Here is a 26,953-nt window from a genome sequence, read left to right on the forward strand (position 1 = left end):
GCGCCGCGATCCCGGATGGCCCGCAGCTCGCGCAACCACACGAAGGTGATCGAACAATGAACACGCGAATTGGAGATATCGTGCCCGACCTCGACAACCGGACCGGATCCGCACCGCCGCACCTGTCTGTCCGCAATCTGACGACCTCGTTCCGCGTGGGCGGCCAGTGGAAGAAGATCGTGCGTGACGTCTCCTTCGACGTCATGCCGGGGGAGACCCTCGCCATCGTCGGGGAAAGCGGCTCGGGCAAGAGCGTCACCTCGCTGTCGGTGATGCGTCTTCTCGACCCCGCGTTGAGCCGCATCGAGGGCGAGGTCCTGCTCGCCGGCCGCGACCTGCTGACGCTGACGGAACGGCAGATGCAGGGCGTCCGCGGCAACGAGGTCTCGATGATCTTTCAGGAGCCGATGACCTCGCTCAACCCGATCACCTCGATCGGCAGGCAGATCAGCGAGGCGCTCACCATCCATCGCGACATCTCGGGGCGGGAGGCAAGGCGGGAGGCGATCCGCATCCTCGAGAAGGTCCGGATCCCCAACGCCGTATCGCGCTATGACGAATTCCCGCACCAGTTTTCCGGGGGCATGCGCCAGCGGGTGATGATCGCCATGGCGCTGGCCACCAAACCCAGGCTGCTCATCGCGGACGAGCCGACCACCGCGCTCGACGTGACGATCCAGGGCCAGATCCTCAACCTGATCAAGATTTTGCAGGAGGAGGAGGGGATGTCGGTCCTGTTCATCACGCATGACATGGGGGTGGTGGCCGAGGTCTCCGACCGCTGCCTGGTGATGTATCGCGGCGAGATGGTGGAGAGCGGCAGGACCGCCGACCTCTTCCGGCGCGGCGAGCATCCCTATACGCGGGCGCTGATCTCCGCGGTGCCGCCGCTGGGGTCGATGGCGAACAGGGCGCTGCCGGTGAAATTCCCCGTCGTCGACGTGGAGACCGGCAAGGCCCAGCCCGCCGCCGAGATCCGGGACACGGTCGACAAGTCCCGGACGCCGGTGCTGGCGGTGCGCGACCTGACGATGCGCTTCGACATCACCGGCGGGCTCCTGGGGCGCAGGCGCGGTGCGGTGCATGCGGTCGAGAACGTCTCCTTCGACCTCTTCCAGGGCGAGACCCTGTCGCTTGTCGGCGAATCCGGCTGCGGCAAGTCGACCATCGGGCGTTCGGTCATGCGGCTGGTGACGCCGCAGAGCGGCGAGATCCATCTCGACGGCTACGAGGTGATGAAACTGAACCATCTCGATCTGCGGCGGATGCGGCGGTCGATCCAGATGGTGTTCCAGGACCCCTTCGCCAGCCTCGATCCGCGCATGACCGTCGGTGCCGCGGTGACCGAGCCCTACCTGATCCAGAAGCTCGGCCCGGCAGCCGAGGCGCGCGAGAAGGCGGCGGGCCTGCTCGACCGGGTCGGGCTGTCGGGCGACATCCTGCACCGCTATCCGCACGAGTTCTCCGGCGGGCAGCGCCAGCGCATCGTGATCGCCCGCGCGCTGATGCTCGATCCGAAGGTCATCGTCGCGGACGAGGCGGTCTCCGCGCTCGACGTGTCGGTCAAGGCGCAGGTCTGCAACCTGCTGCTCGACCTGCAGGACAGCATGGGCATCGCCTTCCTGTTCATCAGTCACGACATGGCGGTGGTCGAACGGGTCAGCCACCGGGTCGCGGTGATGTATCTGGGCGAGATCGTCGAGATCGGCCCGCGCGCGGCGGTGTTCGAGAACCCGCAGCACCCCTATACGATCAAGCTGATGTCGGCCGTGCCGGTGCCCGATCCGGCCCGGCGCGGCATGAAGCGCGAAGTGCTCCCCGACGAGATCATGAGCCCGATCCGCCCGGTCGGCTACGAGCCGCCGGAGCGGGCATACCGGAAGGTTTCGGAGGGGCATTTCGTGCAGCTTTCCTGAGCGCCCGCCCGGCGCCCCGGCCCATATCGCACGACCCGCCGCCGTCCCGGACCTCCGGGGCGGCGCGTTGCGTTTCCGGGCGTGTGCAGGCTTGGTCCAACAGCGCCATTTCTGAAAAGATGCTTTCAGAAAACCGCGTTATCGCAAGGCTTTGCGCCTATTGACAGGGCAGGGGGGCGATGCCAGCCTGTGCCTGTAATCATTCAGAGAAATGGCCTGAAGGCGCGGTGGCATGCCGCGTCCGGACGCCGGTTGCGCAGCGACCGGGTTTGCATTCCGCGACCATAACAGAGGACTCCGATCATGGCTCTCACCGAACCGAAAATGGATGCTGTCACCGAACCCGAGGGCGTCTCGCAGAGCGTCGCGCGCTTTGTCGCCGAACTCATGCTCGAGGATATTCCCGAGGCGGCGCTGATCCCCGCCAAGCGCATGCTGAAGGACTGGCTCGGCGGCTGCGTCGCGGGCGGCAGCGACGGCGATATCGACAAGCTGGTGACCGTCGCGAAGGAGCTGACCGGCGACACGCGCTGCGTCCTGATCGGCCGTCCCGAGCGCACCGGCCCGCAGGAGGCCGCGATGATCAACGGCGCCATCGGCCAGGTGCTCGATTTCGACAACAGCTCGGACGAGAACATGGGCTTTGTCGCCAGCCCGACGCTGCCCGCGCTCTTTGCCGCCGCGCAGATGGAGCCCGTCTCGGGCGCCGACCTGCTGGTGGGCTTCGTCGCCGCATTGGAAACCGCGATCAAGATCGGCAAGGCGATGACCGTGTCGCATTATGAGCAGGGCTGGCACCCGACCTTTACCTGCGGCGTGCTCGGCGCCGCCGCCGGTGTCGCGCGCGCGCTGAAGCTCGACACCGGGACGACCCTGCGCGCCCTGTCCATCGCCACCACCCAGGCCTCGGGGTTGCGCAGCCAGTTCGGGACCGAGATCAAGCCCGTCCATTCCGGCTTTGCGGCGCGTGCCGGGCTCGTTTCGGTGCTGCTCGCCCGCCAGGAGGTCACCGCGAACCCCCGGCCGCTCGAGGCACCCTCGGGCTTTTTCAAGACCTTTTCGGGCGATACGAGCGTGACCGGGATCGTCATGGGCAATCCCTGGTCGCTCGTCGAGCCGGGCATCAAGTCGCGCATCTATCCCTGCTGCTTCTGTATCCATCGCCCGATCGACGCGGTGCTGGACATCCTGTCGCGGAAAGCCATCTCCGCCGAGGAGGTCGAGAGCGTCGATTGCGGCGTGTCCTTCTGGGTGCCCGACGCCGTGAGCTACAGCCGGCCGAAGACGCCGACCGAGGGCAAGTTCAGCATCGAATACTGCCTGTCGCGCACGCTGCTCGAAGGGCGGCGCCCGATCCCCACCGACTATACGCCGGACATGATCCTCGAACCGAAGGTCGTGGCCTTCATTCCGCGCATCAACGTCTACATCCATGAGGAGCTGCGGGAGCGCGGGCCGGGCTACAGGGAATTCGCCGAAGTCGCCGTGCATCTGCGCGATGGCGAGACCCTGACGAGCCGCATCTACTGGCCGAAGGGCACCACCCAGAACCCGCTCAGCCCCGAGGAACTGGACCGGAAATTCGCCGATTGCGTCGAGCCGGTTCTCGATGCCGCCAGCATCGACAGCTTCATCGCGCGGCTCGACGGGCTCGAAACCCTCGAGGATGCCGCCGGGCTGATCGAGCCGCTCACCACGACATGAGCGGTGGCCCGCGGTGCCGCAGCACGACGAGAAAGGACAGGACATGACAGTGAATACCGGAAACGAGGCGCCGGACATGGCGGCGTTCCTGCTGAGCCCCGAGGAGCTGAGGCAGCGGCGGAACACGAAGTGGAACCAGTTTCCGCCCGATGTCATCCCCTCCTTCATCGCGGATATGGATTTCAGGGTGGCCCCGCCGGTTCAGGCCGCGATCCTTCAAAGCGTCGAGCGGGAGGATTACGGCTATCAGATGCGCGACGGCGCCAAGGCCGACCGGATGCTCGCCGGCGCCTTCGCCGCGCGCATGGAGGAGGCCTTCGGCTGGAAGGCTTCCGCCGATCTGGTGTTGCCGGTCTCCGATCTCGTGCAGGCCACCTATGCCGCGATCCTCACCTGGTCCGGGCCGGGCGACGGCGTGATCCTCCAGGTGCCGAACTATCCGCCCTTTCGCGAGACCTTGCAGACCACCGGGCGCAGGCTGATCCCGCTGCACATGGACGAGCGCGACGGGACCTATGTCTTCGATCTCGACCGGCTGGAAACACAGATCGACGCCAACACCCGGATCTTCGTGCTCTGCAATCCGCAGAATCCCACGGGGCGGGTCTTCAGCCGGGACGAGCTCGAGGCGGTGCTGGCCTTTGCCGAAAAGCACGATCTGCTGGTGATCTCCGACGAGATCCATGCGGAACTGATTTACGGCGACCGCCCGCATATTCCCTTTCCGGCGCTCTCGCCCGCGGCGGCGGCGCGCTGCGTGCTGCTGAATTCCGCGACCAAGAGCTTCAACATTCCCGGCCTGCGCTGTGCGGTGATGTATTTCGGCACGCCCGAACTGAAAGCGGCCTATCAGGCGCGCATTCCGCTGCGGCTGACCGGGTCGGTCAACAGCCTCGGCATCGACGCCACGGTCGCGGCCTGGACGCAGGGGCAGCCCTGGCTCGACGCGGTGCTGGCGCATCTGCGGACCGCGCGGGACCACCTGTGCGGCCGTCTTGCGAGCGAACTGCCGGGCCTCCGCTTCCACCCGCCCGAGGCGACCTATCTGCTGTGGATGGATTGCAGCGACCTGGGAATTCAGGGGTCTGCGGGCGATTTCTTCCTCGACCGCGCGGGCGTCGGTTTCAGCCGGGGCGAGGATTTCCTGCCGGGCGCGGAAAGCCGGGTGCGCTGCAACTTCGCCACCTCGCTCCCGATCCTCGACGAGATCGTCGACCGCATGGTCGCGGCGCTGCGCAGCAACGCGCGTTGAGCCTCGCGCCGGGCCGTTGCGGCCCGGTCCGCGCGTCCGTCGGGCTCAGCCGATGCCGCCGCAGACCTGTCCGAGCTTGGCGAACTGATCGCGCAGCGCCGGCAGCCGGTCGTCGACGAGGCTGTCCACATCGGTCTCCTTGCCGACCACGAAGAACTGCCCGCGCAGCGGCACCATCGCGCCCAGCTCGATCAGCAGCGGCACCAGCGTCAGGCTCGGGGCCAGCGAATGCGCCCGGTCCCCGCCGGTCATGACCGCCAGGGCGGTGACGCCCGACAGCCCGTCCATCTGGTAGCGGTCGAGGAAAGCCTTGAGCAGCCCGGTGAAATAGGCCTTGTAGGTCGGGGAGGCGAAGATCGCCAGATCGGCGCCCGCGACCCCGGCGGTGAGCGCGTCCAGCGCCTCGGATTTCCAGGAAAACAGCCCGTCGAGATGCTGCGAGAGCTCGATGACCTCGATCTCGGCGCCGGGCGCGAGCCCCTCCGCGAGACGCTGTGCGATCCGGCCGGTGCGCGATCCGGCCTGAGGATTTCCGACGACGACGCTGATTTTCATGGCGAGATATGTCCCTGTTTTGCGAGTGACGGGAAGCCGGCGGCGCGGGTCAGAGCGCTTCCAGCACCCTGTATTTTCCCTTGTAGAAGAGCAGGGGATCGACCTCGTTCGTCTCCGACATGGCCTGCACCTGCCCGATCACGATACTGTGGTCGCCCGCGGCGTGTTCCGCGAAGAGCGTGCAGTCGAACCAGGCCAGCGCGCCGTGGATCAGCGGATTGCCGCGCGGCGAGGGCGACCGGCCGATGCCGCTCCAGCGGTCTCCGGAGGATTTCGCGAAGCCGTTCGAGATTTCCGCCTGATCCGCCGCGAGCAGGTTGATCGAGAACGTGCCGGCGGGCCGGAGCTGCGGCCAGCTTTTCGAGCCGTTGTTGACGCAGAACGAGACCAGCGGCGGGTCCAGCGAGACGCTGTAGAAGGACTGGCAGGTAAAGCCGACCGGCGTTTTCCCGGCGATCCCGGCGATCACCGTCAGGCCGGAGGCGTAGTGCCCCAGCAGATCTCTGAAACGACGCGGGTCGATGTCGCCTGGTGTCATGGAGTATTTCCCTTTCCTGTGTCGCTGCCGGGGCGTGGGGCGCCGCTCAGGACGCGATCTTCTGCGGCGAGGTCGCGGCGCTGTCCAGACCCGCCCGGCGAAAGTCGACGAGTTGCTGCACCGAGATCTTCCGCAGCCCGTGCTGTCGCGCGAAATCGTCGATCTGTTGCCCCTTCTTGACCGTACCGTCATCGTTCACAAGTTCGCAGATTACGCCGACGGGCGGCAGGCCGGCAAGGCGGCAAAGGTCCACGGCCGCTTCGGTATGTCCCGGCCGCTCGAGCACCCCGTTCGGCCGGGCGAGCAGCGGGAAAACGTGGCCCGGCCTCGCGAAATGCTGCGGCTCGCTGCCGGGATCGGCCAGGGCACGCACGGTATTGGCGCGATCGGCGGCGGAAATTCCGGTGCTGTGGCCCGCCCGCAGATCGACCGAAACCGTGAAAGCGGTGCCATGGGCGGAGTCGTTCTCCGCGACCATCGGCGCAAGCCCGAGGCGCGCGGCGATCCCGGCGCTGAGCGGCGTGCAGACGATACCGCAGGTGTGACGCACGATAAAGGCCATTTGCTCCGGCGTACAGAGCGCCGCCGCACAGATGAGGTCGCCCTCGTTTTCCCGGTCTTCGTCATCGACCACGACAACGAGCCTGCCGTTCCGCAGATCGCTGATCGCTTCGGATATCTCTTTGTTCATCTGGGCTTCTCTTGTGCTGCGTGTCGTTTGCACCGGTTCGCAGATCCGGAGGATCGCCCGGCGTTTCCTGTCCGGCGGGCGTTTCGGGGCGCCGGTCGGCGACGCCTCAAGGTGGTGGGTTAAGGTGTCGGGTTGCTGTCGTTGCCGGTCCTTAAAGTGCACTCGCGTCCTCCAAACAACACATAATGTGACAAAGGAGCTTTTCACGATGCAGGCGTTTGCCGCCTTGGTCGGGGCGGCGGATTGTGGTCTTGTCAGAGGGGGCAGGGACGGACGATCCGCGTCGCCGCGGAGATATATGGATAATGTTATGTTATGAATAGTGAGTTTCTCGGCTGCTGGCGGACCCTGGCGGGACTCTCCGCTCATCTCGCTCCATTTCGGATGAAGCGGCCCCATGACCGCCCGATTGCTGGCACACCGCTCCGTCGGGAGGTGCGCGGCGCCATCCCCGCCGGACAGAGACGAGCCACCGGTTCCGGCGGCGAGGGGAAGTTGATATGAGCAGAAAAGACATGTCCCGGCTGCGGCTTTCCGTCTCCCATTGGGGGACCTTCCGCGCGGAGGTGGTGGACGGCGAGCTGCGCCGCATCGAACCGTTCGAACACGATCCCGACCCCTCCGACCTGATCCGGGTCTGGCCGGAGATGCTGACCTCGCCCCTGCGCGTGTCCGCCCCGCTGTTTCGCGCCGGATGGCTCGAGGGCGACGGCGGCGCCGGGCGCGGCGAGGATCATTTCGTCCGGGTCGGCTGGGACGAGGCGCTCGACCGCACGGCGGGGGAGCTGGCGCGGGTCCGGCGCGACCATGGCGATGCGGCGATCTTCGGCGGGTCCTATGGCTGGTCCTCCGCCGGGCGCATTCACCATGCGCGCTCGCTGATCCGGCGTTTTCTCTATGCCTTCGGCGGGTCCACCGATCAGGTGATGAACTACAGCTACGGCGCGGCGCAGGCCTTCATTCCCCGCGTCCTGGGGACGACGGCAGCCATCGGATCGCATCTGACCTCGGCGGAGAGCATCGGCGAGCACTGCGACATCTTCCTCGCCTTCGGGGGGCTGCCGGCCCGGACCTGGGCGGTGCAGTCGGGTGGTGCCTCGGCCCATGTGCACGGACGATTCCTGTCGCAGCTTTCCGGCCTGAGGCTGGTCAATATCTCGCCTTCGAAAGCCGATCTCGACGGGGTGGAGGCCGAGTGGCTGCCGATCCGTCCCAATACCGACACCGCGCTGATCCTCGCCCTGACGCGGGAGGTGATCCGCGCCGGCCGGCACGACCGGGCCTTCCTCGACCGCTATACCGAGGGGTTCGCGCCCTTCGCCGCCTATCTGGCCGGGGAGAGCGACGGCACCGAGAAGACCGCGGACTGGGCGGCGCCGATCTGCGGCATTCCGGCCGGGACCATCCGGGCGCTCGCCCTGTCGCTGCCGGGCAGGCGGGTGATGCTGTCGGCCAACTGGGCGTTGCAGCGTGCGCGCCACGGCGAACAGCCGTTCTGGGCGCTTGCGGCGCTGGCGGCGGTGCTGGGTCAGATCGGGCTGCCGGGTGGCGGCTTCGGCTTCGGCTACGGATCGAGCAACGCGCAGGGCAATCCGCGCTACGGCACACCGCTGCACGGGCTGCCCATCGGCGCGAACCCGGCGCGGTCGGTGATCCCGGTGGCGCGGGTGGCCGACATGCTGCTCGACCCCGGCGGCAGCTATCGTTTCATGGGCCGGACCCATACCTATCCCGACATCCGGCTGATCTACTGGGCGGGCGGCAACCCCTTCCACCATCACCAGGATCTCAACCGCCTGCGCGCCGCGTTCCGCCGTCCCGAGACGGTGATCGTGCACGAATGCCACTGGACCGCGACCGCGCGCCATGCCGATATCGTGCTGCCCGCCACCACCACGCTCGAACGCAACGACATCGGCGGGTCCTCGCGCGAGCCCTATCTGCTGGCGATGGAGAAGCTGGTCGAGCCGCAGGGCGAGGCGCGCAACGATTTCGACATCTTCGCCGACCTGGCGGAACGGCTGGGCGACCGCGCGAGGTTTACCGGCGGGCGCGACGAAATGGGCTGGATCCGCCACGCCTACGGGCGCGCGGTGCAGGAGATGGCCGAACGCGGTGTGACCCTGCCCGATTTCGAACGCTTCTGGGAGCGGGGTTATGCCGAGATCCCGGCCCCGCCCGAAACCTACGTGATGTTCTCCGACTACCGGGCCGATCCCGAGGCGCACCGGCTGAACACCCCCTCCGGGCGGATCGAGCTATTCCAGAAGGACCTCATTTCCGAAACCGAGGGCCGGCAGCCCGGCCACCCTGCCTGGCTCGATCCCGAGGAATGGCTGGGTGCGCCGCTGGCGCAGCGCTATCCGCTGCACCTGCTGACGCCGCAGCCCGCGCGCAAGCTGCACGGGCAGATGGAGGGCAGCGGCTATGTCGCCGAGGGCAAGCGCGACGGGCTGGAGCCAATACGGATCTCGGAGAGGGCGGCGCGCGACAGGGGCATCGTCGAGGGCGATATCCTGCGGATCTTCAACGACCGGGGGGCCTGCCATGCCTGGGCGCAGGTCGATCCGGCGCTGCATGACGACGTGGTGATGCTGGCCACGGGCTCCGCCTATGATCCCGACGGGCGCGAGGACCGGGGCAGCAATCCCAATGTCCTGACCCGCGATATCGGCAGTTCCGAACTGGGCCAGGGCTGTGCCGCGCAGAGTTGCCTCGTCGAGGTCGCGCGCCTGGACCAGCCCCTGCGTCCGGTGCGCAGCCACAGGCCGCCCCGGATCGTCACCCCCGGCGACATGGGACAGGAATGACTGGCAAGTCGCGACGCGACAGGGCATCCTCGCGGGAAACCGGGAGAATGTCCGCCGCGGGATGCGGACGGGCGGCGGGGTGACCGGGGGAGGAAGGTCAGGAGCATGCGGCAACTCACGATGCGCCAGGTCGAGGCGTTCCGGGCGGTCATGCGTCTTGGCAGCATGACGAGGGCGGCGGAATTCCTTCAGATCTCGCAGCCCGCCGTCAGCCGCCTGATGGCCGACATGCAGGAGAGCCTGGGCTACACGCTTTTCCGGCGGACCCGGCACGGCACCATCCCCACTCCCGAGGCCAGGCGGCTGCGCGATGAGGTGGGTTCGCTTTTCTCCGGCCTCGAGGAGCTGAACCGCCGCGTCTTCGCGATCCGCGATCTGGAAATCGGCGAGCTGCGGATCGGCGCGATCAGCATCTATGGCAACGGGCTGCTGCCACAGATCCTCTCGCGGTTCCTGGGGGATCATCCGGGCGTCACGGTCACTCTCGAGGTCGAGGAGCACGACCGGATCGTCGACCGGGTGCATTCCGGCAAGATCGAATTCGGGATCGTCTCCTTGCCCGCCTTTACCGGCGATCTCGATGTGGAGCTGTTGTCGGCGGAGCCCGCGGTCTGCGTGATGCCGCCGGATCACCCGCTGGCCGGCAAGCGCGTGGTCGAGCCCGCGGACCTCGCCGATGTTCCCTTCATCAGCTTTCCGCGCTCGTCCACGACACGGTTCCAGATCGACCGGATCTTCGACCGCCTCAGAGTGCCGCGCAGGCTGGTGGTCGAGGCGGCCACCCACGAGGCGGTCTGCAATTTCGTCGCCGCCGGGGTGGGGGTGTCGATCATCTCGCCCTTCTCGCCTTACCTGCGCGACAGCGACCGGCTGGTGGCGCGGCCGTTCCATCCGACGCTGATGCGCGAGATCGGGCTGCTGGCCCAGCCCAACCGGACCTCGCTGGTCGGCGCGCGGTTTCGCAAACATGTCGACGAGTATTTCCGCACCGCCGTGCGGCTGCCGATGGGGGCGGGCGACGCGCCGGACCCGGCACGGGCGCGCAGGAGCTGAGGCGGGCCCCCTGCCGGCGGCGACCCATGCGAAGGTCAGGGGCGCGCGGGATGCGCTCCCGTGACCGGGCCCGGCGTCCTCGGAACGGGCCGGGTGTCGCACAGACGCGGAGTTCCGACAGCGGACAGCGGCGGCACATGAGGAGGTGGAGGGCGGAAGACGCCCTGACGGGGGGCGCGGGAAGGCCATGCGCCCCTTGTCCCCGGTGCGATCCGCCGGACCGGCGGTCCCGACCACGTCCCGCGATTGCGGCGCTTCGGGGGCGAGGCGTCCCGCCGCCGCCTGGGCCTTCGCCGAGCCCTGCGGAAAAACATGGGCGCGGAACAGGCAGAGGCCGCCGATTGGCAGCGCGATTGCGTATCGGTTCGGTGACCTGCCGCCCTTGCGCAGGTATGGACATGAAACCGTCGAGAGAAGCACCGATGCCGGACCATCCGACCTGCGAAAACTGTCATGTATTTGCGGCCGCGAAGGCCGTGCGATCCCGCCCGGAGGCGACCCCCGGTGCCCGATCCGGGATTGGAGGCGTGACCCATGCATAACCGAGACTATCGCGACATCGCCGGCGGGGCCCTGATCCTCGTCGTCGGGCTGATTGCCGCATATATGGCCTTCAGCGGCATGAAAATCGGCGATCTGAGGCGGATCGGACCGGGGATGTTTCCCGCCATCACCGGCATTCTCCTTGCCCTGCTGGGGATCGCCATCCTGGTGCCGGCGCTCTCGCGGAGCGGCGCCCGCGTCAGGGTCCAACTGCGTCCGATCCTCGCCGTCTCCGCGGCGATCGTCCTGTTCTGCCTCACGATCGAGACCATGGGGATCGTGCCCGCCGTGGTGCTCCTGACCGTGGTCTCGGCACTTGCCGACAGCAGATCCCGGCCGCTGACCACGGCGCTCAATGCCGCCGCCCTTGCGCTGATCGCCACCGTGATCTTCAAGTTCGGCTTCAGCCTTTCCGTTCCGATCCTTTCCCTGCCCTGGTGAACGTCATGCCCGAACTTCTGCAAAACCTCGGCCTTGGCCTCAGCACCGCGCTCGAGCCGATCAACCTGCTCTACTGTTTCGGCGGCGTGCTGCTGGGCACGTTCATCGGCATCATTCCGGGCATCGGTCCGCTGACGGCGTTGTCGCTGCTTCTGCCGCTGACATTCTATCTGGATTCGACCACCGCCATCATCATGATGGCCGGCATCTACTACGGCTCCGCCTATGGCGGCAGCACGGCCTCGATCCTGCTCAACCTTCCGGGCACGGCCTCCAACGCGGTGGCCTGCCTCGACGGGCATCCGATGGCCAAGCAGGGACGGGCGGGCGTCGCGCTCTTCATGTCGACGATCGCCTCCTTCTTCGGCGGATGCGTCAGCATCCTGGTGATGGTCGCCTTTTCCTCCGTCATCGCGAGGCTCGCGCTCCAGTTCGGATCGCCGGAATATTTCGGGCTCATGGTGCTCGGCCTCGTCTCCGCGTCGACCATCGGGCAGGGCGCCCCGGTCAAGGGGATCGCCACCGTCATGCTGGGCATCCTGCTCGGGCTCGTGGGCATGGATCTCTATTCCGGCGCGCAGCGGTACACGTTCGGCTCCGTGGAACTGCTCGAGGGGCTGAGCATGGTCGCGCTTGCGATGGGGTTGTTCGGCGTGTCGGAACTGCTGAGCAGCATCGGGACGAAGTCCCGCGACGCGAAGCTCAAGGTGACCCTGCGCTCCATGATCCCCACCCGTGAGGACGTTCGCCGGTCGTGGATGCCCATGGTGCGCGGCTCCGGCATCGGCGCCCTGCTGGGGGTTCTTCCCGGTGCCGGCCCGACGGTGGCCAGCTTCATGTCCTATGCGGTGGAAAAGAAGGTCGCCGCGGAGCCGGAACGCTTCGGCAACGGCGCGATCGAAGGGCTGGTCGGCCCGGAGACGACGAACAACGCGGCCGAGCAATCCGCCTTCATTCCCACGCTGACGCTGGGGATTCCCGGCTCGGCGACGATGGCGCTGATCCTCGGGGTGCTGATGATCAACGGCATCCAGCCCGGACCTGCCATGATGTCGACCCATCCCGGCATGTTCTGGGGACTCGTCATGAGTTTCTGGATCGGGAACGTCTTGCTGCTGATCCTCAACATTCCGCTGATCGGGATCTGGGTGCGCGTGCTGAGCATTCCCTACCACATCCTCTATCCCGCCATCATCATGTTCATCTGCATGGGGGCCTATTCCGTCCATTACAGCATCTTCGAGGTCTTCACGGTCCTGGGCTTCGGCATCCTCGGCTACGTGCTGCGGCTGCTGCATTTCTCGTCCGCGCCCCTGATCCTCGGTTTCATATTGGGCCCCCTGCTCGAGGACCACTTCCGCAGGTCGCTGATCCTGTCGCGGGGGGATCTGTCGGTGTTCGTGGAACGGCCGATCTCGCTCGGCTTTCTGCTGATCACCCTCGCCATCCTGCTGGTGACCGCGGTCCTGACCTATCGGAACGCCAGACGGAGACGCGCGCTCGCGGAACTGACGTGATCCGAGCTCCGGCCGGCGGGCGGCTGGCACAGGTTTTGCGGGACGTGTCAGGGGGTTCCGGCGCGAAGAGGTCCATGTCCGGTACCGTCGCACCCCCCTGACGGGCCGCGGCGGCGACTGTCCTCCGCCGGCGCAGCCGCGCGACCGAACGAGACGAACGAGAAAGGAATGACCTGTGCCTGAACAGTCCGACTTCGACCGGCTTTTCCATCCGAAAAGCGTGGCGATCATCGGAGCCTCCGCCAAGCGGGGCACCGCGCGCAACCGGCTGCTGCTGGTGATGCAGAAGCACGGGTACGAGGGCCGCATCTATCCGGTCAGCCGGTCCGCCGACGAGATCGAGGGGCTGAAGGCCTATGCGACGCTCGATGCGCTGCCCGAGACGCCCGATGTCGCGCTGATCATCACCCCGGCGGAGACGGTGCCGGAGATCATCGCGGATTGCGGCCGCAATGGCGTGCCCTCGGCCATCGTCTTCAGCTCCGGCTTCGAGGAGACAGAGAGTGGCAAGGAACTGGCGCGGCAGGTCGCGGAGGCCGCACGGGAACACAATGTCCGGGTGCTGGGCACCAATTGCCAGGGCCTGTGGTCGGTCGCGGAAAAGGCCATGCTGACCTTCGGTTCGGCGCCCTTCGCACTCGACAGGATCTCGCACGCGCCGATCGCCGTCATCAGCCAGAGCGGCGCGCTCGGCGGTGCCATCGGCAACACGCTCCAGCGCAACCTCATCGGCTGTTCCTATGTGGTCAGCGTCGGCAACGAGACCAGCACGGATCTGCTGGACTGTCTCGCCTATGTGATCGAACAGGACGATGTCCGCGTCGTCGGCCTCTATCTCGAAGGGCTGAACGACGCTTCGCGGATCGTCGGCATCGCCCAGCGGGCGCGCGAGCGCGGCATCCAGATCGTCGCGCTGAAGACCGGCAAGTCCGAGATCGGGCGGCAGGCCACCGCCTCCCATACCGGCAAGATCGCCACCGCGCATGTGGTTTATGCGGGCGTGCTGGATCAGGCCGGGGTGTTGCTGGTCGACAATATCGCCGAGATGGTCCGCGCGCTGGAGGTCTTCGCCTTCCTGCCCGCGCCGCGCAATTCCGGCAGTCCACAGGGCGGCGTCTCGATCATGAGCACCTCGGGCGGCGCGGCCTCGATGCTCGCCGACCACAGCGACGAGTTCGACGTTCCGCTCAGTGTGTTCTCGCAGGAGACAGTCGATGTGCTGGACAGGATCCTTCCCGATTACGGGCACAAGCACAATCCGGTGGACCTGACCGGGCAGGTGCGCACGGTGGCGACGCTGCTCGAGGACACGCTCGCGGCGGTCAGTTCGGATCCGCATACCGAAGCGCTGGTCGTCCAGTTCGCCAGCAGCGGCACGAGGGATGTGGAGGAAAAGGAAGACGCCTTCGCCTCGGCCGCCCGCGCCGCCGGGGTTCCGGCCATCGTGAGCCTCGTCAACGAGACGGTCTCGCACGAGATGAACGCGCGCTACCGGGAGGCCGGCATCCTGATTTCCTCGGACACCTCCGAGACGATGAAGCTGCTGGCCTGGCTTTATCGCAAGCGGGAATGGGATGCGCGCCCGGCCCGGAAGGTCGGCGAGGGTCTTGCGCCTACGCCGATCCGCGACGACTGGCGCTCGATCATGGACCTGCTGGACGGCTGCGGCATCGCGCCCGCGAAATGGGCGATCCTGTCCCCGGCGGACGACGTGGCGCAGGCCCTTGGCGGCATGAGCTTCCCTGTCGCGGTCAAGGTTCTGCCCTCGGACGCCGAGCACAAGACCGAGATGGGGGTCGTGAAGATCAACGTGCGTGCGCCCGAGGAGGTCGCGACGCTGGCCGGGGACTTCCGCGCCCGGCTCGGCAAGCCGGAGGCGGGCATTCTCGTGCAGGAGATGGTCGGCGGCGACGGCACCGAGGTCGTCCTGTCCTGCCTGCGGAACGAGGAGTTCGGCCCGGTCCTCTCCATCGGCTTCGGCGGCATCGCGGTGGAACTGTTCCGCGACGTGACCTTCCTGTCGCTGCCCGCGACGCCGGAGGAGATCGTCGGCGCGCTGCAAAAGCTCAAGCTCTGGACGGTGCTGAACGGTTTCCGGGGGGCGCCGAAGCGCGACATCGGCGCGCTCGTCGAGGCGGCGGTGAAGCTGGGCGAGCGCTTCGTGGCCTCGGAGGAGACCGAGGAACTGGAGATCAACCCGGTTTTCGTCCTGCCCGAGGGACAGGGGCTGGTGGCGGTCGATGCCCTTGTCCGGTCCCGTGGCTGAGGCCCATCGTCAGGAGGTGTTGACGTGATAGACATCGAGAAGCTGAAGGCATACCGGATCCCGGACACCCACACGACGCTCACGAAACGCGACACGATGCTCTACGCGCTCGGGGCGGGTGTCGGGCAGAACCCGTTCGCCCCGGAGGAGCTGAAATATGTCTACGAAAAGGATCTGGTCGCCCTGCCCACCATGGCGACCTGTCTCGCGACGCCCTATGCCTGGATCCGACAGGCGGAGGTCGGTTTCGGCGGCAAGAGCGTACATGCCGGAACGACGATCCGGCTGCACAGGCCGATCCCGGTCGAAGGCGAGTTCTACGGCAGGTCCGAGATCGCGGAGATCCTGGACAAGGGGCCGGGCAAGGCGGTGATCGTGACGGTCCACCGCAAGGTGTACGAGACCGGCAGCGATGAACTGGTCTACGAGACATGGTGGACCAACATGTATCGCGGCGATGGCGGGGCCGGCGGGGAAAGCGCATCGCGGTTCCCGGTGCAGGAGATCCCCGACGGCGCGCCGGATCACGCCTTCGACGTCCGGGTGATCCCGCAGCAACACCTGATCTACCGGCTCAGCGGCGACTACAATCCGCTTCATGCCGATCCCGAGGTCGCGAAGGCCCACGGTTTCCCCAAGCCGATCCTGCACGGGCTGTCGACCTATGCCGCCTCGGGCTTTGCGATCCTGAAGGGGCTTTGCGGAAACGATCCGACACGGCTCAGGCTGATCGGCGGGCGCTTCACCAGTCCGGTCTACCCGGAGGACGTGCTGCGCATCAAGGTCTGGACCGGGCCCGACGGTCTTGCCTTTCAGACGACGGTGCCGGCACGCGACGATGTGGTCGTGATCGACAACGGCCGGCTCGAGATCGCCTGAACCTGCGTCGGCCCGCGCGGTCCGATCCGGCACGGGAGGCGCCGCCTCACCGCATTCCATGCGCGTTGCGCAGATCTGGCATGCGCATTGCGCATGAGGGGTTGCGCATGAGAAATTGCGCATGAGCGATGATGCGCCGGAGCGGAAAAACGGGGATCCCGCAACCGGCCTGCCCAGATCTGAAGAGGAGGAAGTCACGATGAGAAAATTGATCCAGAACGGCCTTGTGCTGTCCGCGGCGCTGTTTGCCGCGGCCGGAAGCGGTGCGTCGGCCCAGGATGCGTTTCCGAACGGGCCCGTTCGCATCATCGTCAATTCGGCGGCCGGTGCGTCGACCGATCTGTCCGCGCGGCAATATGCGGATCTGATGTCCGAAACGCTGGGCCAGCCGGTCGTGGTCGAAAACCGCGTCGGCGGCGGTGGCCTGATCGGCATCCAGTATGTGATGGACCAGCCCGCCGACGGGCAGACGCTTCTGGTCAGCGCCGGCACGATCAATATCCAGCAGGCGCTGAGGCCGAGCGTCGGCTATTCCATGGGCGAGGACCTGATCCCGGTCGGCCTGCTCATGCGTTCGCCGATCGTTCTGGTCACCGGGAGCAACACGCCCTACGAGAGCATGGAAGACATCGTCTCCCATGCCGAGGAGAATCCGGGAGAGCTGAGTTTCGGGACGGCGGGGCTCGGGACCACCACGCATATCGGCCCCGAGATGTTCATGGTCGAACGGGGCCTGGAGGTGGAGATGGTGCCTTATCAGGGGAGCTCGGCAGGCTTCCCCGACACGATCGAGGGCCGGGTGGACGGGCAGTTCAGCACCGTCACCTCCGTCACGCCGCATGTGGAGGCGGGCGCGATGCGCATGCTGGCCATCACCAGCGAGGAACGCGACCCGTCGCTCCCGGACATTCCGACTTTCGCGGAATTCGGCGTACCCGATTACAGCTATTACATCTGGTACGGGATGTTCGCTCCGGCCGACACGCCCGACAAGGTGATCAAGGCGCTTTCCGATGCCATGCTCGAAGCCCAGAACGACGAGGGTTTCAAGGAATGGGTTGGCACCAACGGCGCGGAACTCGTCCCGATGAACGCCGATGAATTCGCGGAATTCGTCGCCAACGATCTCGCGATGATGAACGCTTTCGTGGAAAAAACCGGTCTGACCCTGGAATAAGCCGCACGAGGCGGCTCCGCCCGTCGGGAAAGGCGGGCGGCTTGGCTGCGGCCCTCTGCACGCGGGCCGTGCCGCGCCCGAAATGTTCGGACGTCTCTTCCCATGCGACGCGGCCTCCCGCCCTTTGCCGGGTGGGGGCGGTGGCTGTGCCTGCGCTTGCCGGGGGGGGGCCTCAGCGGTCGGTCGCGGGCGGGAGAGCCGTGACACCGCTCCGGGTCGGCCGCCGCTTTGGCCTGTCCGAAACCGGTCCCGTCACCTTTCGCGGCGCCAGGACGCCGGGGGATCGGGTTCCATGGGGCCGTCCGGAGGGAGCGGCCGGCGGACACCGGATGGACTGCGCCCTGCGCTCAACGGCGGCGGAGGTTGCCCCGGAGCCTTCGGTGGTGACCGGAACGCAGCCCGCCTTTCCTGTCACGTCCGTTCCACTGCCTGATCTCCCGCGGCCCTCATGTATCGCGGGAGGGGGCGTCCGCCTTCTCGCCGGTCACGGCGGTGAGATCCAGGTCGAGCTCCGCGACCATGCCCTCCGGGGTGAAGCTGCGCGAGAAGCTGCCGCCGAGCGAGGTGGAGACGGTGCTCTCGCACATCCGGGTTCCGAAGCCGCCGCCGCGATCCGGCCGGGCGGGCGCGGGGGCGGGCGCGTCCGCGCGGGTCTCTTCCCAGCGCAGGAACAGGCGGCCGTCCCGGCACTCGCCGCGGATGGCGACGCCCGTTCCCGTCTCCGAGAGGCCGCCGTATTTGACCGCGTTGGTCGCGAGTTCGAAGAAGACGAGCGCGAGCGGGGTGATGGCGGCGGAGCAGACGGGCAGGTCGGGAAGATCCACCCGCAGCGGCCTTTCGCCGGCGAACGGATCGAGGACAGATCCGACGAGATCGACGAGAGAACATCTCTCGGGCGCGTCTCCGGAGGGATCGACGAGCGCCATGGAATGAACCGAGGCGAGGGCGTGCAAACGGCGGCGCATCGTGGTGACGAGATCGGCGACGTTGTCGGTCTGCCGCGCGGCGAGGGCGAGCAGCCCTCCGGCGACGGCGAAGGAGTTGCCGACCCGGTGGCGCATTTCCGACAGGAGAAGCTGCTGCTGTTCGGCCACCCGGTGCTGGAGGGTGATGTCGCGGGCGATCTTCGAGGCGCCGACGACGCGGCCCTCGGCATTGCGCACCGGCGAGACCGTGAGCGAGATCGGCACCAGGCTCCCGTTCTTCCGCCGGCGCACCGTCTCGAAATGCGCGATGCGTTCGCCGCGGCGCAGGCGGGTGATGAAATCGAGCTCCTCGTCCTTCCGGTCTTCCGGAAAGATGAGCGTGATCGGCTGGCCTATCGCCTCCTGGGCGGAATAGCCGAAAAGGCGTTCGGCCCCGCGATTCCAGCTCAGGATGACGCTGTCGAGGTTCTTGGTGATGATCGCGTCCTCCGATCCCTCGACGATCGCGGCGAGATGCTGCTGGAGGCTTTCCTGCGAATCCATATGTGAGGCCTTTCCCGTGGGACCGGAATGTTTTACGGCGTTAGGGACCTTTGTGCAAAGGGGCGTCCCGATCAATGTCGAAGTGACGGGCGGAGGGAAGGACGATGTCCCTCTTTATCTCTTCCGCGCGCGCGGAAAAAACGGAGAGGGCGACGGGAAAAGGGCTCCCGACGGGTGCGGAAGGCCGGCGGCGTGCCGGCCCGGTCCGGCCGGTCCGGGCATCGGGGACGCGCGTCGGACTCCGTGCCGTTTCCGTTCGATGCGCTATCTGGAGTATCCGCCGGGCCATATCGGTGTGAATTTTTTCGGGAGATGACATGACGGAGACCACAGCCGAGATGCCCCGCCAGGATCTGCGCCTCGTGATCGGGGCGCTCATGCTGGTCATGCTCCTTTCTTCCCTGTCGCAGACGATCGTCTCCGCGGCGCTTCCGACCATCGTCGGGGAGCTGGGCGGGCTCGACTATCTCGCCTGGATCGTGACCGCCTACATCCTCGCCATGACCGTGGTGACGCCGATCTACGGCAAGCTCGGTGACCTGATCGGGCGCAAGGTCGTGCTCCAGACCGCGATCATCCTCTTCCTCGTGGGATCGGCACTTTGCGGGCTGGCGCAGTCCACGTCCCAGCTCATCCTGTTCCGCGCGCTTCAGGGTCTCGGCGGCGGCGGGCTGATGGTCAGTTCCATGGCGGCGGTCGGCGATGTCGTCAGCCCGCGCGAACGCGGCCGATACCAGGGCTATTTCGGCGCCGTCTTCGGGGTCTCGACGGTGGTGGGGCCACTCCTCGGCGGTTATATCGTCGAACACACGAGCTGGCGCTGGATCTTCTACGTCAACCTGCCGATCGGTGTCGCCGCACTCGCGGTGATCGCCTTTGCCTTTGCCCCGCGGCCGCGCCAGGATCGCCCGAAGGTCGACTACCTCGGCTCCGTGCTCCTCGCGATCAGCCTGACGGGGCTCGTCCTGGCGACGAGCATCGGCGGGCATACCGTCCCCTGGACCTCCCTTCCGGTGCTTGCCCTGGCGGCCGTGGCGGCCGTGTCGCTGGTCGCGCTGATGGCGGTCGAACGGCGCGCCGAGGAGCCGATCCTGCCGCCGGAGCTCTTCGCCGGGCGCACGTTCTGCATCGCCTCGGCGGTCTGCTTCATCGTCGGTGTGGCGATGTTCGCGGCGGTCACCTTCATGCCGGTCTATCTTCAGGTCGTGCAGGGGGCCAGCCCGGCGAACGCGGGCCTCGCGCTGACGCCGCTGATGGGCGGGATGCTGGTGACGTCGGTCGGCAGCGGCCGGCTGATCAGCCGGCACGGGCGCTATCGCGTCTTTCCCATCGTCGGAACGGCGCTGATCGCGGCGGGCTTCCTGCTGATGTCCCGGCTCGGCGTCGACAGCCCGGTCTGGGTCGCCATTCTCGACATGCTGATCGTGGGGCTCGGGATCGGGCTGGTGATGCAGGTCATGGTGCTGGCCGTTCAGAACGCGGTCGACTATCGCCACCTCGGCGTGGCGACATCCGGCGTCACGCTCTTCCGGTCGATCGGTGCGGCGCTCGGCGTTGCCGGCGCGGGGGCGCTCTTTTCGGCGGGGCTGGCGAGCGGGCTGATCCCGAACCTTCCCGCGGGGTCCGAGATCGCCTCCGATCCCGCCCAGATCCTGACCCTGCCCGAGGCGACCCGCGCCATCTACCGCACGGCCTATGCCGGGGCGCTTCGTCCGGTGTTCCTCGTGGCGGCCTGCGTGGCGGCGGCCGGCTTCATCCTCGCCCTGCTGCTGCGGGAGGTCCCGCTGCGCGAAACAATCGCGGACCAGCCGGGCGCGGTGGACATGGCCGACAGTTTCGCGATGCCGCGGCAGGCCAGTTCGCTCGCGGAGCTCGAATATATCATCGCCAATGCCGTCTCCGGGGCCAACCGGCGGGAGGCGATGCGCCGGATCATCCGGAGGCTCGATCTGGACCTGTCGCCGGAGGAAGCCTGGGTGCTTCTCCATGTGGCGCGGGCGGAGGCGGCGGAGGGAGCGGCGCCGGCCATCGGCAGGGGACAGGAAACGCGGGCCGAGGCTGCGCAACGCCTCATCGAGCGCGGGCTGATCGAGCGCGCCCCCGACGGCACATTCACGCGTACCGCGAAGGGCCGGGAGGTCTTCGCGACCACGGTCGCCGCCTATCGCGCGCGCCTCTCCGACCTCATCGCGCGCTGGGCGCCGGAAGACCATGACGAGGTGCGCAGGATGCTGACAGATTTCGCGCGCCAGCTCGTCGCAGAGATGCCCGAGCCGACGCAGCGGGAATAGGGCGGATCTGGAGGTATTCTTGAAATTTATTTTTTAACAGTGCGTTGGGATGCGATATTGATCTTTTACATCACCTCATCTGTTCCGGCCGGAGTCCCGGTCAGTCCGGCGGCCGGGCGCTGAACCTCGCCGGATCGAGGGGACGGAACGACCAGCCCTCTGTCCCGTGTTGCCCGGACCGCCGTGCCGGTCGGATGCGTGCGCCCCGACAGGGTCGCCGGGTGATCGAGCGTGCCGCGCAGGTCCACCGGATGCCGGCCGGCATCGACCATGACCACGAGGTCGCGCAGCCGGAGATCCGCCACGAACTCCGCGCGGTCGCCGAAGGCCAGCCTCCAGCCCCCGGCACCGCCGGAGGTCTGCGAAAGGTCCGCGCCCGCCGTCTCGGCCTCGAGACCGGGGATCGCGTTCCCCTCCGCCAGCCGGCAGCGGTAGAAGACGGGCCTGTCACCCTCGCCGCCGTGAAGGACGTCGAGCGTGACCGGCTCGGAGGACGCACAGCGCCAGCCCTGCACAGCCTGGGCTCGGTCCAGCGTCACGCGCGCAGCACGGCGGGGCGGGTGGCGTAGTCCGGCGGGGGCCCCGACCGCAGGCGACGCTCGATCCGGGTCACGCGCAGCCCCGCGCCACCGTCCGGCATTCCGTCCGCGGGGGATCAGGGCCGGCGTCCCGGCACGAGGACGCTCGCGATCAGCAGCACGAGCCCGCCCCCCGTGAGCGCGCCGCCGAGCGACATCAGGGTCTGCTTGTCCCCGGCGGTGAGGCCGGTTGCCGCGAAGGGCACGACCAGTCCCGCAAGGCCCAGCACGAGGCCGATCACCGCGAAGTAGCGCAACAGGAAGCGGGGGGTCGATTTGCGTCTCTCGCGTGCCATGCGTCGGTCTGTCCTCCTGAAGCGAATTCGGTCCCGCGCCTTTTAACGGGCCGGCGAGGCGACTGCGATCCCCGGTCCCTCCGGCGGCACCTTTTCGCGCGGGGGCGGGATGGGCGGCGGGAACGGGGCGCGAAAGCGCCACGCTCCGTCGGCGAGGAGAGGCCTTTGTGCCATGTGGTGTCGTGTGAGCGTTCTGCGCGCGGGTTCATTCCGTTGACGAAATCCTGAGCCCTGTGTACGGACGAAGCAGATTTGCCGTCTACGGGTCGCCGGTTTCGCGTTGCCGGACGCCCGGAATGGCGCCGGAGCATGCACGATCACGGGCGGGCCGAAGGAGAGAAGACGTCTCGCCCTCCCATCCGCCGCCGCGGGCTGGGAACCGTGCCCGGAGTTCTGCGGATGTTCTGGCGGTGAGGAGGGACGGCGATGGTTGGCAGGCGACAGGAGCGGGTCGATCCCCTCGCGAAGTTTCGGCAGGTCGAGAGGCCGGATGCTTCGGCGAGGCGGAATAATATCGCCCGGTCCGCCTGGACCGGGTGCGCCCCCGGCTTCGCCAGCAATTCGGTTCGCAAGGGAGTATGACCATGAGCAACGACAAGACGAGCAACGACAAGGCTGTGATCGCTGAGCTCCTGGGCCGCATGATGGCCAAGGAATACTACATGATCGAGAACCGGATGCTGGCGGATCCCTCGGACCTGGGCCCGCATCTGGCGGATCACCTGCGCTTCATGATCGGGCTCGAGAAAGCGGGCGTCCTGTTCCTCTCGGGACCGCTTTATGATCGGGACGGCAAGATGACCGGGGAGGGGATCACCGTCGTGCGCGCCTCTTCGTTCGAAGAGGCCGAGGAGATCGCACAGCGTGATCCCTTCGTGATCGCCGGTCTGCGCGAGCCGCGGGTGCAGCGATGGGTGGTCAACGAGGGGCGCATCTCTCTGAACATCGACCTGTCCGACCGGGGATCGGTGCTGGAATAGGTGGTCAGCCGTCTGCGCCGTCCTTCTGCGCCCTTATCACCTCGAGCGCCATGCACTTGGTCGCGCGGTAATGGTCGCTCAGCGCTGCGACGGAGGCATCGGCATCGCGGTCAAGCACGGCTTCGAGGATGCGCTGGTGTTCGAGCAGGGGATCGCGGTCGGACTCGGTGGCGATCGTCTTGATCGCTCGAAGGATGCGGAACCGCTCGGCCTGGTCGAAGAGGAGATCGGCGAGATATATCTGCCATTCGGACTGGCAGGCCGACAGAAGGGCCATGTGAAAGGCCTTGTGCTGTGCGGTCCATGCCCCGGCTTCCTCGCCGTGGCTGGTCGGGAACGAGAACCGTGACAGTGCGTGGTGGGTGGCAACGACGCGCATCTCCCAATTGACATCGCCGATTTCGATGGACCGGCGCAGCGCCGCGCTCTCGATGATGATGCGGGTTTCCATCACGTCCACGATATTCTCGGCCCCGATACCGGCGACGCGGAATCCCCGCTGGCCGGACGAGATCGCCAGTTTCTCGCTCGTCAGTCGGGACAGGGCCTCGCGCAGGGGGCTGATGCCCGCGCCATAGCGCTTGCGCAGTTCGTCCGACTTGAGCGGTGCGCCGGGGGGAAGCCTTCCCCAGATGATGTCGGAACGCAGCTTGCGATAGACCGATTCCGTAACTGTCTTGGCCGGTTGCTGGAGCGGATCGTTGGCGAAATCTACTTGTTTCATTGTGGCTGTCTGAAGTTGTCGCTTGTAAGTCGCCGACCGAAGGTCCTCGGCTGTCGGATCGAGAGAAGTCGTGCAGGACCTGCGCCGGCTCGCTCCCAGGAAGAGGTGCGCCAGGCCCGAGGCCCTGCTGTTAATATCCCAGATGGCGCGAACAATACATAGTGTTCCGCGGGTGCCGTCCGGGAACGCGCCGCAGGCTTCCGGCAAGGGGGACGTTTGCGATGGGTGTCATGTTGATTTCTCCTGATCGGCGACCGGTCCACCGATCCGACTGGTCCGCCGTCGCCGAACTTCTTTCACGAACCTGCTTGACGCCTTCACAATAATCCTGAAATTTGGAATTAGGATAATTTTTTGGAAATTATAGCCATCGGACAGCCTTTCCGAAGGCTGAAGCGGGAGACAAGGGCGACGACCTTGCGAAGGATGGGTCGTTACGGCGGGAGGAGACGAACTCATGACGTCCATCGGACTCATTGGCCTTGGAAATATCGGCTTGCCGATTGCCAAGGTCCTGATCGACGCCGGGCACGAAGTGCTGGGCTACCGGCGCAGCGCGTCGACCGATTTCGAAGAGATCGGCGGAAGGCGCGTCGGTTCGTCGCGCGAGGTGGCGGAGGGTGCGGATGTCATCCTCTGCTGCATCTCCGGCGATGACGCGCTGCGCGATGTAATCGGCGGCGAAAATGGGGTGGCGAGCGGAGACTGCACCGGCAAGATTGTGGTTGAGTTGTCCACGCTCTCTACCGAGGTGAAACGCGAACAGCTTCTGCGGCTTCAGGCCAAGGGCGGCATGATGCTCGACAGCGCGATCAGCGGTCTGCCTCCGATGGTGACCGCGCGCACGGCCGTCTATCTGCTGAGCGGCGACGAAGCGGCCTATGAACAGGCCCGGCCCGTCATTGAGATACTGACCGACAGGCCCTGTTTCATGGGCGTATTCGGCGCGGCACTCAACACGAAGCTTTGCGCGAACATGCTGGTCGCCGCCAATATCGCCTCGACCGCCGAAACCCTCGCCTTCGGAACGAAGCTGGGCCTCGATCCGGACCGGCTGATCGCCGCGCTCCGCGACGGGGCGGGGGGCTCGGTCCAGTTCAGTGCGCGCGCGGGGCGTATGGCACACGGCGACTGGGAGAAGGTGCTGGCGTCGACCGACATCCTGCTCAAGGACATCCTGCTGATCGAGAAGCGCGGCGGCGATCTGAACATGCAGATGCCTGTCCTGTCCAGCACGCGGCCCTTCTACGAAAAAGCAATCGCCGAGGGCTACGGCGGCAAGGACGTGTCGGCGGTTTACGCGGTCTTTGCCGAAGCCGCGGGTTTGCCGACCCCGAACAAGAATGGAGACACCGACAAATGACTGACTACAAGCTCGGCGCAGGAATCGTCGATGGCGCGCCGGCGCCCCTGATCCTGATCGACGACAGGATCTACAAGCTGAACGACGTGCTGCACGATGTCCATGTCGACACGCTGGAAGAGGTGTTTTTCGATTGGGAGAATATGGAGCGGCGGATCGACCGTGCCGATTCCGCGGGGCAGACTCCGATCGACTCCGAGCGCGTGACGTTCCTGCCGCCGCTGTCCACTCCGCGCAAGCTCATCTGCATCGGCGTGAACTACCATGACCATCTCGAGGAGATGAAGGTCACGCAACCGCCGGAGTTTCCATATTCCTTTCTGCGCCCGCAGACCTGCCTTGCGGCCCATGGCGAGGATATCCCGCTGCCCGCGGGTGCCAGGATGAACGATTGGGAGGCCGAGCTGGGCATCGTCATGGGCCGCCGGTTCGGTCCCGGCGACAGGGGCGAGCCGAGGGACGCCGTGGCCGGCTACACGGTCGTCAACGACGTCTCGGCGCGCGATTGGATCGTGAACCGCCCTTGGGTGGGGATCGACTGGGTCATGCAGAAGGCTTGGGACAAGTTCCAGCCGACCGGGCCGTGGATCACCCCCGCCCGGCAGGTTCCGAACCCTGATGCGCTCGACATCAGCCTGACGGTGAACGGCGCCATCAAGCAGCAGTCCAACACGTCGAAACTCATCTTCGGCATCGACGCGATCCTGCGGCATCTCGGTGGAATCATGACGCTGGAGCCGGGTGACATCATCGCCACCGGCACGCCGGCCGGCGTCGGCTTCGGCCGAGATCCGCAGGAGTTCCTCAGGTCCGGAGATCGCGTGGCGGTCACGGTCGAAGGGCTTGGAACGCTCGAGAACACATTCGTCTAGGAGAGGAGCGAACATGATCAAGGTGAACCGCATCGTCTATGCGTCATTCGAGACCCCGGATCTCGAAGGTCAGATCGACCACTATACCAGAGTTATGGGCCTGACCCTCGTCGACCGGGACGCAGACGCGGCCTATCTGTCGACCAGCGGCGACCATCACACGGTGGTCCTGAGGAAGGGGAGCGCAGCCAGATGCGATGCGCTGGGGTTCCAATTGCCGCCAGGCACCGATCTGGGCGACTACGACCGCCAGATCAGGGCGCATGGCCTCGAAACGTCGCGGCGCCGTGATGCGCAGCCGAACATTTCCGACGCGTTGCTCTTCGCCGACGACACTGGAACCCGCGTCGAAGCCTTCGTCGAAGCCGAAGGCGCCGGGGTCGGCTTCCAGCGCGCGGGCATTTCGCCCAATAAGCTGGGCCATGTCGCGTTCAACTCCACCGATGTGCAGAAAACGGTGAAGTTCTACTGCGACGTGCTGGGCTTCAAGGTCAGCGACTGGATGGGCGATTTCTTTGCCTTCCTGCGCTGCGGGCCGGATCACCACACGATCAACCTGGTGCAAGGCGAGCGCAACAAGATGCACCACATCGCCTTCGAACTGCGCGACTGGACCCATATCCGCGACGCCTGCGACCTGCTTGCGCAGGACCGGATTCCACTGGTCTGGGGTCCGGTGCGTCACGGGATCGGGCATAACCTTTCAACCTATCACAGGAACGCAGACGACCAGATCATCGAATTGTTTTGTGAACTCGACCGCGTGAACGAAGATCTCGAGGTCTACGAGCCGCGTCGCGTGCACCAGGAGTTTCCGCAGAAGGGGAAGGTCTGGGAGGATATCGCGCTGGCCGCAAACATGTGGGGCACGCCGCCGCCCGAGGGTTTTCTTGATTGAACGGATAAGGCGCGGCAGGAGCCTGCCATGATGGGCGTCTTCTGCCCGCTTGCCCGGAGCGGCTGCGATGGCGAGATGGCGACGGCCTGCGCCAGCGCCTTGGCACCGGCGCGCCGAAACCCGTGACGAGAATGAGTGCA

General features: G+C 66.7%; 22 protein-coding genes. 15 read left to right on the plus strand and 7 right to left on the minus strand.

Annotated features, from left to right (window positions below):
• Window positions 1-56: 56 nt before the first annotated feature.
• The 3 genes from P73_RS10105 to P73_RS10115 all read left to right on the plus strand — a co-directional run bounded on the left by P73_RS10105 (window position 57) and on the right by P73_RS10115 (window position 4,872).
• Window positions 57-1,916 carry an ABC transporter ATP-binding protein gene (locus P73_RS10105; RefSeq protein ID WP_043869470.1) on the plus strand — a complete coding sequence of 620 codons (1,860 nt, stop codon included), beginning with the start codon at window positions 57-59 and terminating at the stop codon, window positions 1,914-1,916.
• Window positions 1,917-2,219: 303 nt separating this feature from the next.
• Window positions 2,220-3,620, plus strand: a complete 1,401-nt coding sequence (locus tag P73_RS10110; protein ID WP_043869471.1) for an MmgE/PrpD family protein — start codon at window positions 2,220-2,222, stop codon at window positions 3,618-3,620.
• A gap of 43 nt (window positions 3,621-3,663) precedes the next feature.
• On the plus strand, window positions 3,664-4,872 hold the full coding sequence (locus P73_RS10115; protein WP_082033176.1) for a MalY/PatB family protein: 1,209 nt from the start codon (window positions 3,664-3,666) through the stop codon (window positions 4,870-4,872).
• Window positions 4,873-4,917: 45 nt separating this feature from the next.
• Here P73_RS10115 and P73_RS10120 read toward each other — a convergent pair whose 3' ends face one another.
• From P73_RS10120 to ribB, 3 genes are read right to left on the minus strand one after another with little or no spacing between them, the layout of a single operon-like run.
• Window positions 4,918-5,427, minus strand: coding sequence for an NAD(P)H-dependent oxidoreductase (locus P73_RS10120; protein WP_043869472.1), 510 nt, complete (start codon window positions 5,425-5,427; stop codon window positions 4,918-4,920).
• Window positions 5,428-5,476: 49 nt separating this feature from the next.
• Window positions 5,477-5,965: a flavin reductase family protein gene (locus tag P73_RS10125; protein WP_043869473.1), complete on the minus strand. Its 489-nt coding sequence runs from the start codon at window positions 5,963-5,965 to the stop codon at window positions 5,477-5,479.
• A 46-nt stretch (window positions 5,966-6,011) separates the two neighbouring features.
• The gene (gene ribB, locus P73_RS10130) at window positions 6,012-6,656 is read right to left on the minus strand and encodes a 3,4-dihydroxy-2-butanone-4-phosphate synthase (protein WP_052453147.1); all 645 of its coding nucleotides are present in this window, start codon (window positions 6,654-6,656) and stop codon (window positions 6,012-6,014) included.
• 500 nt (window positions 6,657-7,156) lie between these two features.
• On the opposite strand from ribB, the gene P73_RS10135 reads away from it, so the two are divergent.
• From P73_RS10135 to P73_RS10165, 7 genes are all read left to right on the plus strand, one after another.
• Window positions 7,157-9,466, plus strand: a complete 2,310-nt coding sequence (locus P73_RS10135) for a molybdopterin-dependent oxidoreductase (protein WP_074743266.1) — start codon at window positions 7,157-7,159, stop codon at window positions 9,464-9,466.
• A 105-nt stretch (window positions 9,467-9,571) separates the two neighbouring features.
• Window positions 9,572-10,519, plus strand: coding sequence for a LysR substrate-binding domain-containing protein (locus P73_RS10140; protein WP_052453148.1), 948 nt, complete (start codon window positions 9,572-9,574; stop codon window positions 10,517-10,519).
• Window positions 10,520-11,053: 534 nt separating this feature from the next.
• Entirely contained in the window at window positions 11,054-11,503 is a 450-nt protein-coding gene (locus P73_RS10145) for a tripartite tricarboxylate transporter TctB family protein (RefSeq protein ID WP_043869475.1), read from the plus strand.
• A 5-nt stretch (window positions 11,504-11,508) separates the two neighbouring features.
• The gene (locus P73_RS10150; RefSeq protein WP_043869476.1) at window positions 11,509-13,020 is read left to right on the plus strand and encodes a tripartite tricarboxylate transporter permease; all 1,512 of its coding nucleotides are present in this window, start codon (window positions 11,509-11,511) and stop codon (window positions 13,018-13,020) included.
• Between the two features lie 175 nt (window positions 13,021-13,195).
• A complete protein-coding gene (locus P73_RS10155; protein ID WP_043869477.1) occupies window positions 13,196-15,286 on the plus strand; it encodes an acetate--CoA ligase family protein in 2,091 nt (696 codons plus the stop codon).
• A gap of 24 nt (window positions 15,287-15,310) precedes the next feature.
• Complete coding sequence (locus P73_RS10160; protein ID WP_043869478.1) at window positions 15,311-16,165, plus strand: MaoC/PaaZ C-terminal domain-containing protein; 855 nt, start codon at window positions 15,311-15,313, stop codon at window positions 16,163-16,165.
• Between the two features lie 199 nt (window positions 16,166-16,364).
• Window positions 16,365-17,342 carry a Bug family tripartite tricarboxylate transporter substrate binding protein gene (locus tag P73_RS10165; protein WP_043871571.1) on the plus strand — a complete coding sequence of 326 codons (978 nt, stop codon included), beginning with the start codon at window positions 16,365-16,367 and terminating at the stop codon, window positions 17,340-17,342.
• 446 nt (window positions 17,343-17,788) lie between these two features.
• On the opposite strand, the gene P73_RS10170 is transcribed toward P73_RS10165, so the two are convergent.
• On the minus strand, window positions 17,789-18,811 hold the full coding sequence (locus tag P73_RS10170; RefSeq protein ID WP_052453150.1) for a PAS domain S-box protein: 1,023 nt from the start codon (window positions 18,809-18,811) through the stop codon (window positions 17,789-17,791).
• Window positions 18,812-19,128: 317 nt separating this feature from the next.
• Between P73_RS10170 and P73_RS10175 the strand changes: the two genes are divergently transcribed.
• Entirely contained in the window at window positions 19,129-21,102 is a 1,974-nt protein-coding gene (locus P73_RS10175; RefSeq protein WP_043869479.1) for an MDR family MFS transporter, read from the plus strand.
• A 65-nt stretch (window positions 21,103-21,167) separates the two neighbouring features.
• On the opposite strand, the gene P73_RS10180 is transcribed toward P73_RS10175, so the two are convergent.
• Both P73_RS10180 and P73_RS10185 read right to left on the minus strand, forming a co-directional pair.
• Entirely contained in the window at window positions 21,168-21,641 is a 474-nt protein-coding gene (locus P73_RS10180; RefSeq protein WP_074743268.1) for a hypothetical protein, read from the minus strand.
• Between the two features lie 116 nt (window positions 21,642-21,757).
• Window positions 21,758-21,976: a hypothetical protein gene (locus P73_RS10185; protein ID WP_043869481.1), complete on the minus strand. Its 219-nt coding sequence runs from the start codon at window positions 21,974-21,976 to the stop codon at window positions 21,758-21,760.
• Window positions 21,977-22,560: 584 nt separating this feature from the next.
• Between P73_RS10185 and P73_RS10190 the strand changes: the two genes are divergently transcribed.
• The gene (locus P73_RS10190; protein WP_043869482.1) at window positions 22,561-22,956 is read left to right on the plus strand and encodes a YciI family protein; all 396 of its coding nucleotides are present in this window, start codon (window positions 22,561-22,563) and stop codon (window positions 22,954-22,956) included.
• Between the two features lie 4 nt (window positions 22,957-22,960).
• On the opposite strand, the gene P73_RS10195 is transcribed toward P73_RS10190, so the two are convergent.
• Window positions 22,961-23,680, minus strand: a complete 720-nt coding sequence (locus P73_RS10195) for a GntR family transcriptional regulator (protein WP_043869483.1) — start codon at window positions 23,678-23,680, stop codon at window positions 22,961-22,963.
• Window positions 23,681-24,137: 457 nt separating this feature from the next.
• Between P73_RS10195 and P73_RS10200 the strand changes: the two genes are divergently transcribed.
• The 3 genes from P73_RS10200 to P73_RS10210 are packed head-to-tail and all read left to right on the plus strand — an operon-like array spanning window position 24,138 to window position 26,813.
• Window positions 24,138-25,043 (plus strand): NAD(P)-dependent oxidoreductase, encoded by a 906-nt coding sequence (locus P73_RS10200; RefSeq protein WP_052453151.1) that lies wholly within the window; start codon window positions 24,138-24,140, stop codon window positions 25,041-25,043.
• The gene (locus P73_RS10205) at window positions 25,040-25,915 is read left to right on the plus strand and encodes a fumarylacetoacetate hydrolase family protein (RefSeq protein ID WP_043869484.1); all 876 of its coding nucleotides are present in this window, start codon (window positions 25,040-25,042) and stop codon (window positions 25,913-25,915) included. The genes P73_RS10200 and P73_RS10205 overlap by 4 nt, the downstream gene beginning before the upstream one ends.
• A 13-nt stretch (window positions 25,916-25,928) precedes the next feature.
• Window positions 25,929-26,813, plus strand: coding sequence for a VOC family protein (locus tag P73_RS10210; RefSeq protein ID WP_043869485.1), 885 nt, complete (start codon window positions 25,929-25,931; stop codon window positions 26,811-26,813).
• The last annotated feature ends 140 nt before the right edge of the window (window positions 26,814-26,953 follow it).

The sequence above is a fragment of the Celeribacter indicus genome (assembly GCF_000819565.1).
GTDB classification, from domain to species: domain Bacteria; phylum Pseudomonadota; class Alphaproteobacteria; order Rhodobacterales; family Rhodobacteraceae; genus Celeribacter; species Celeribacter indicus.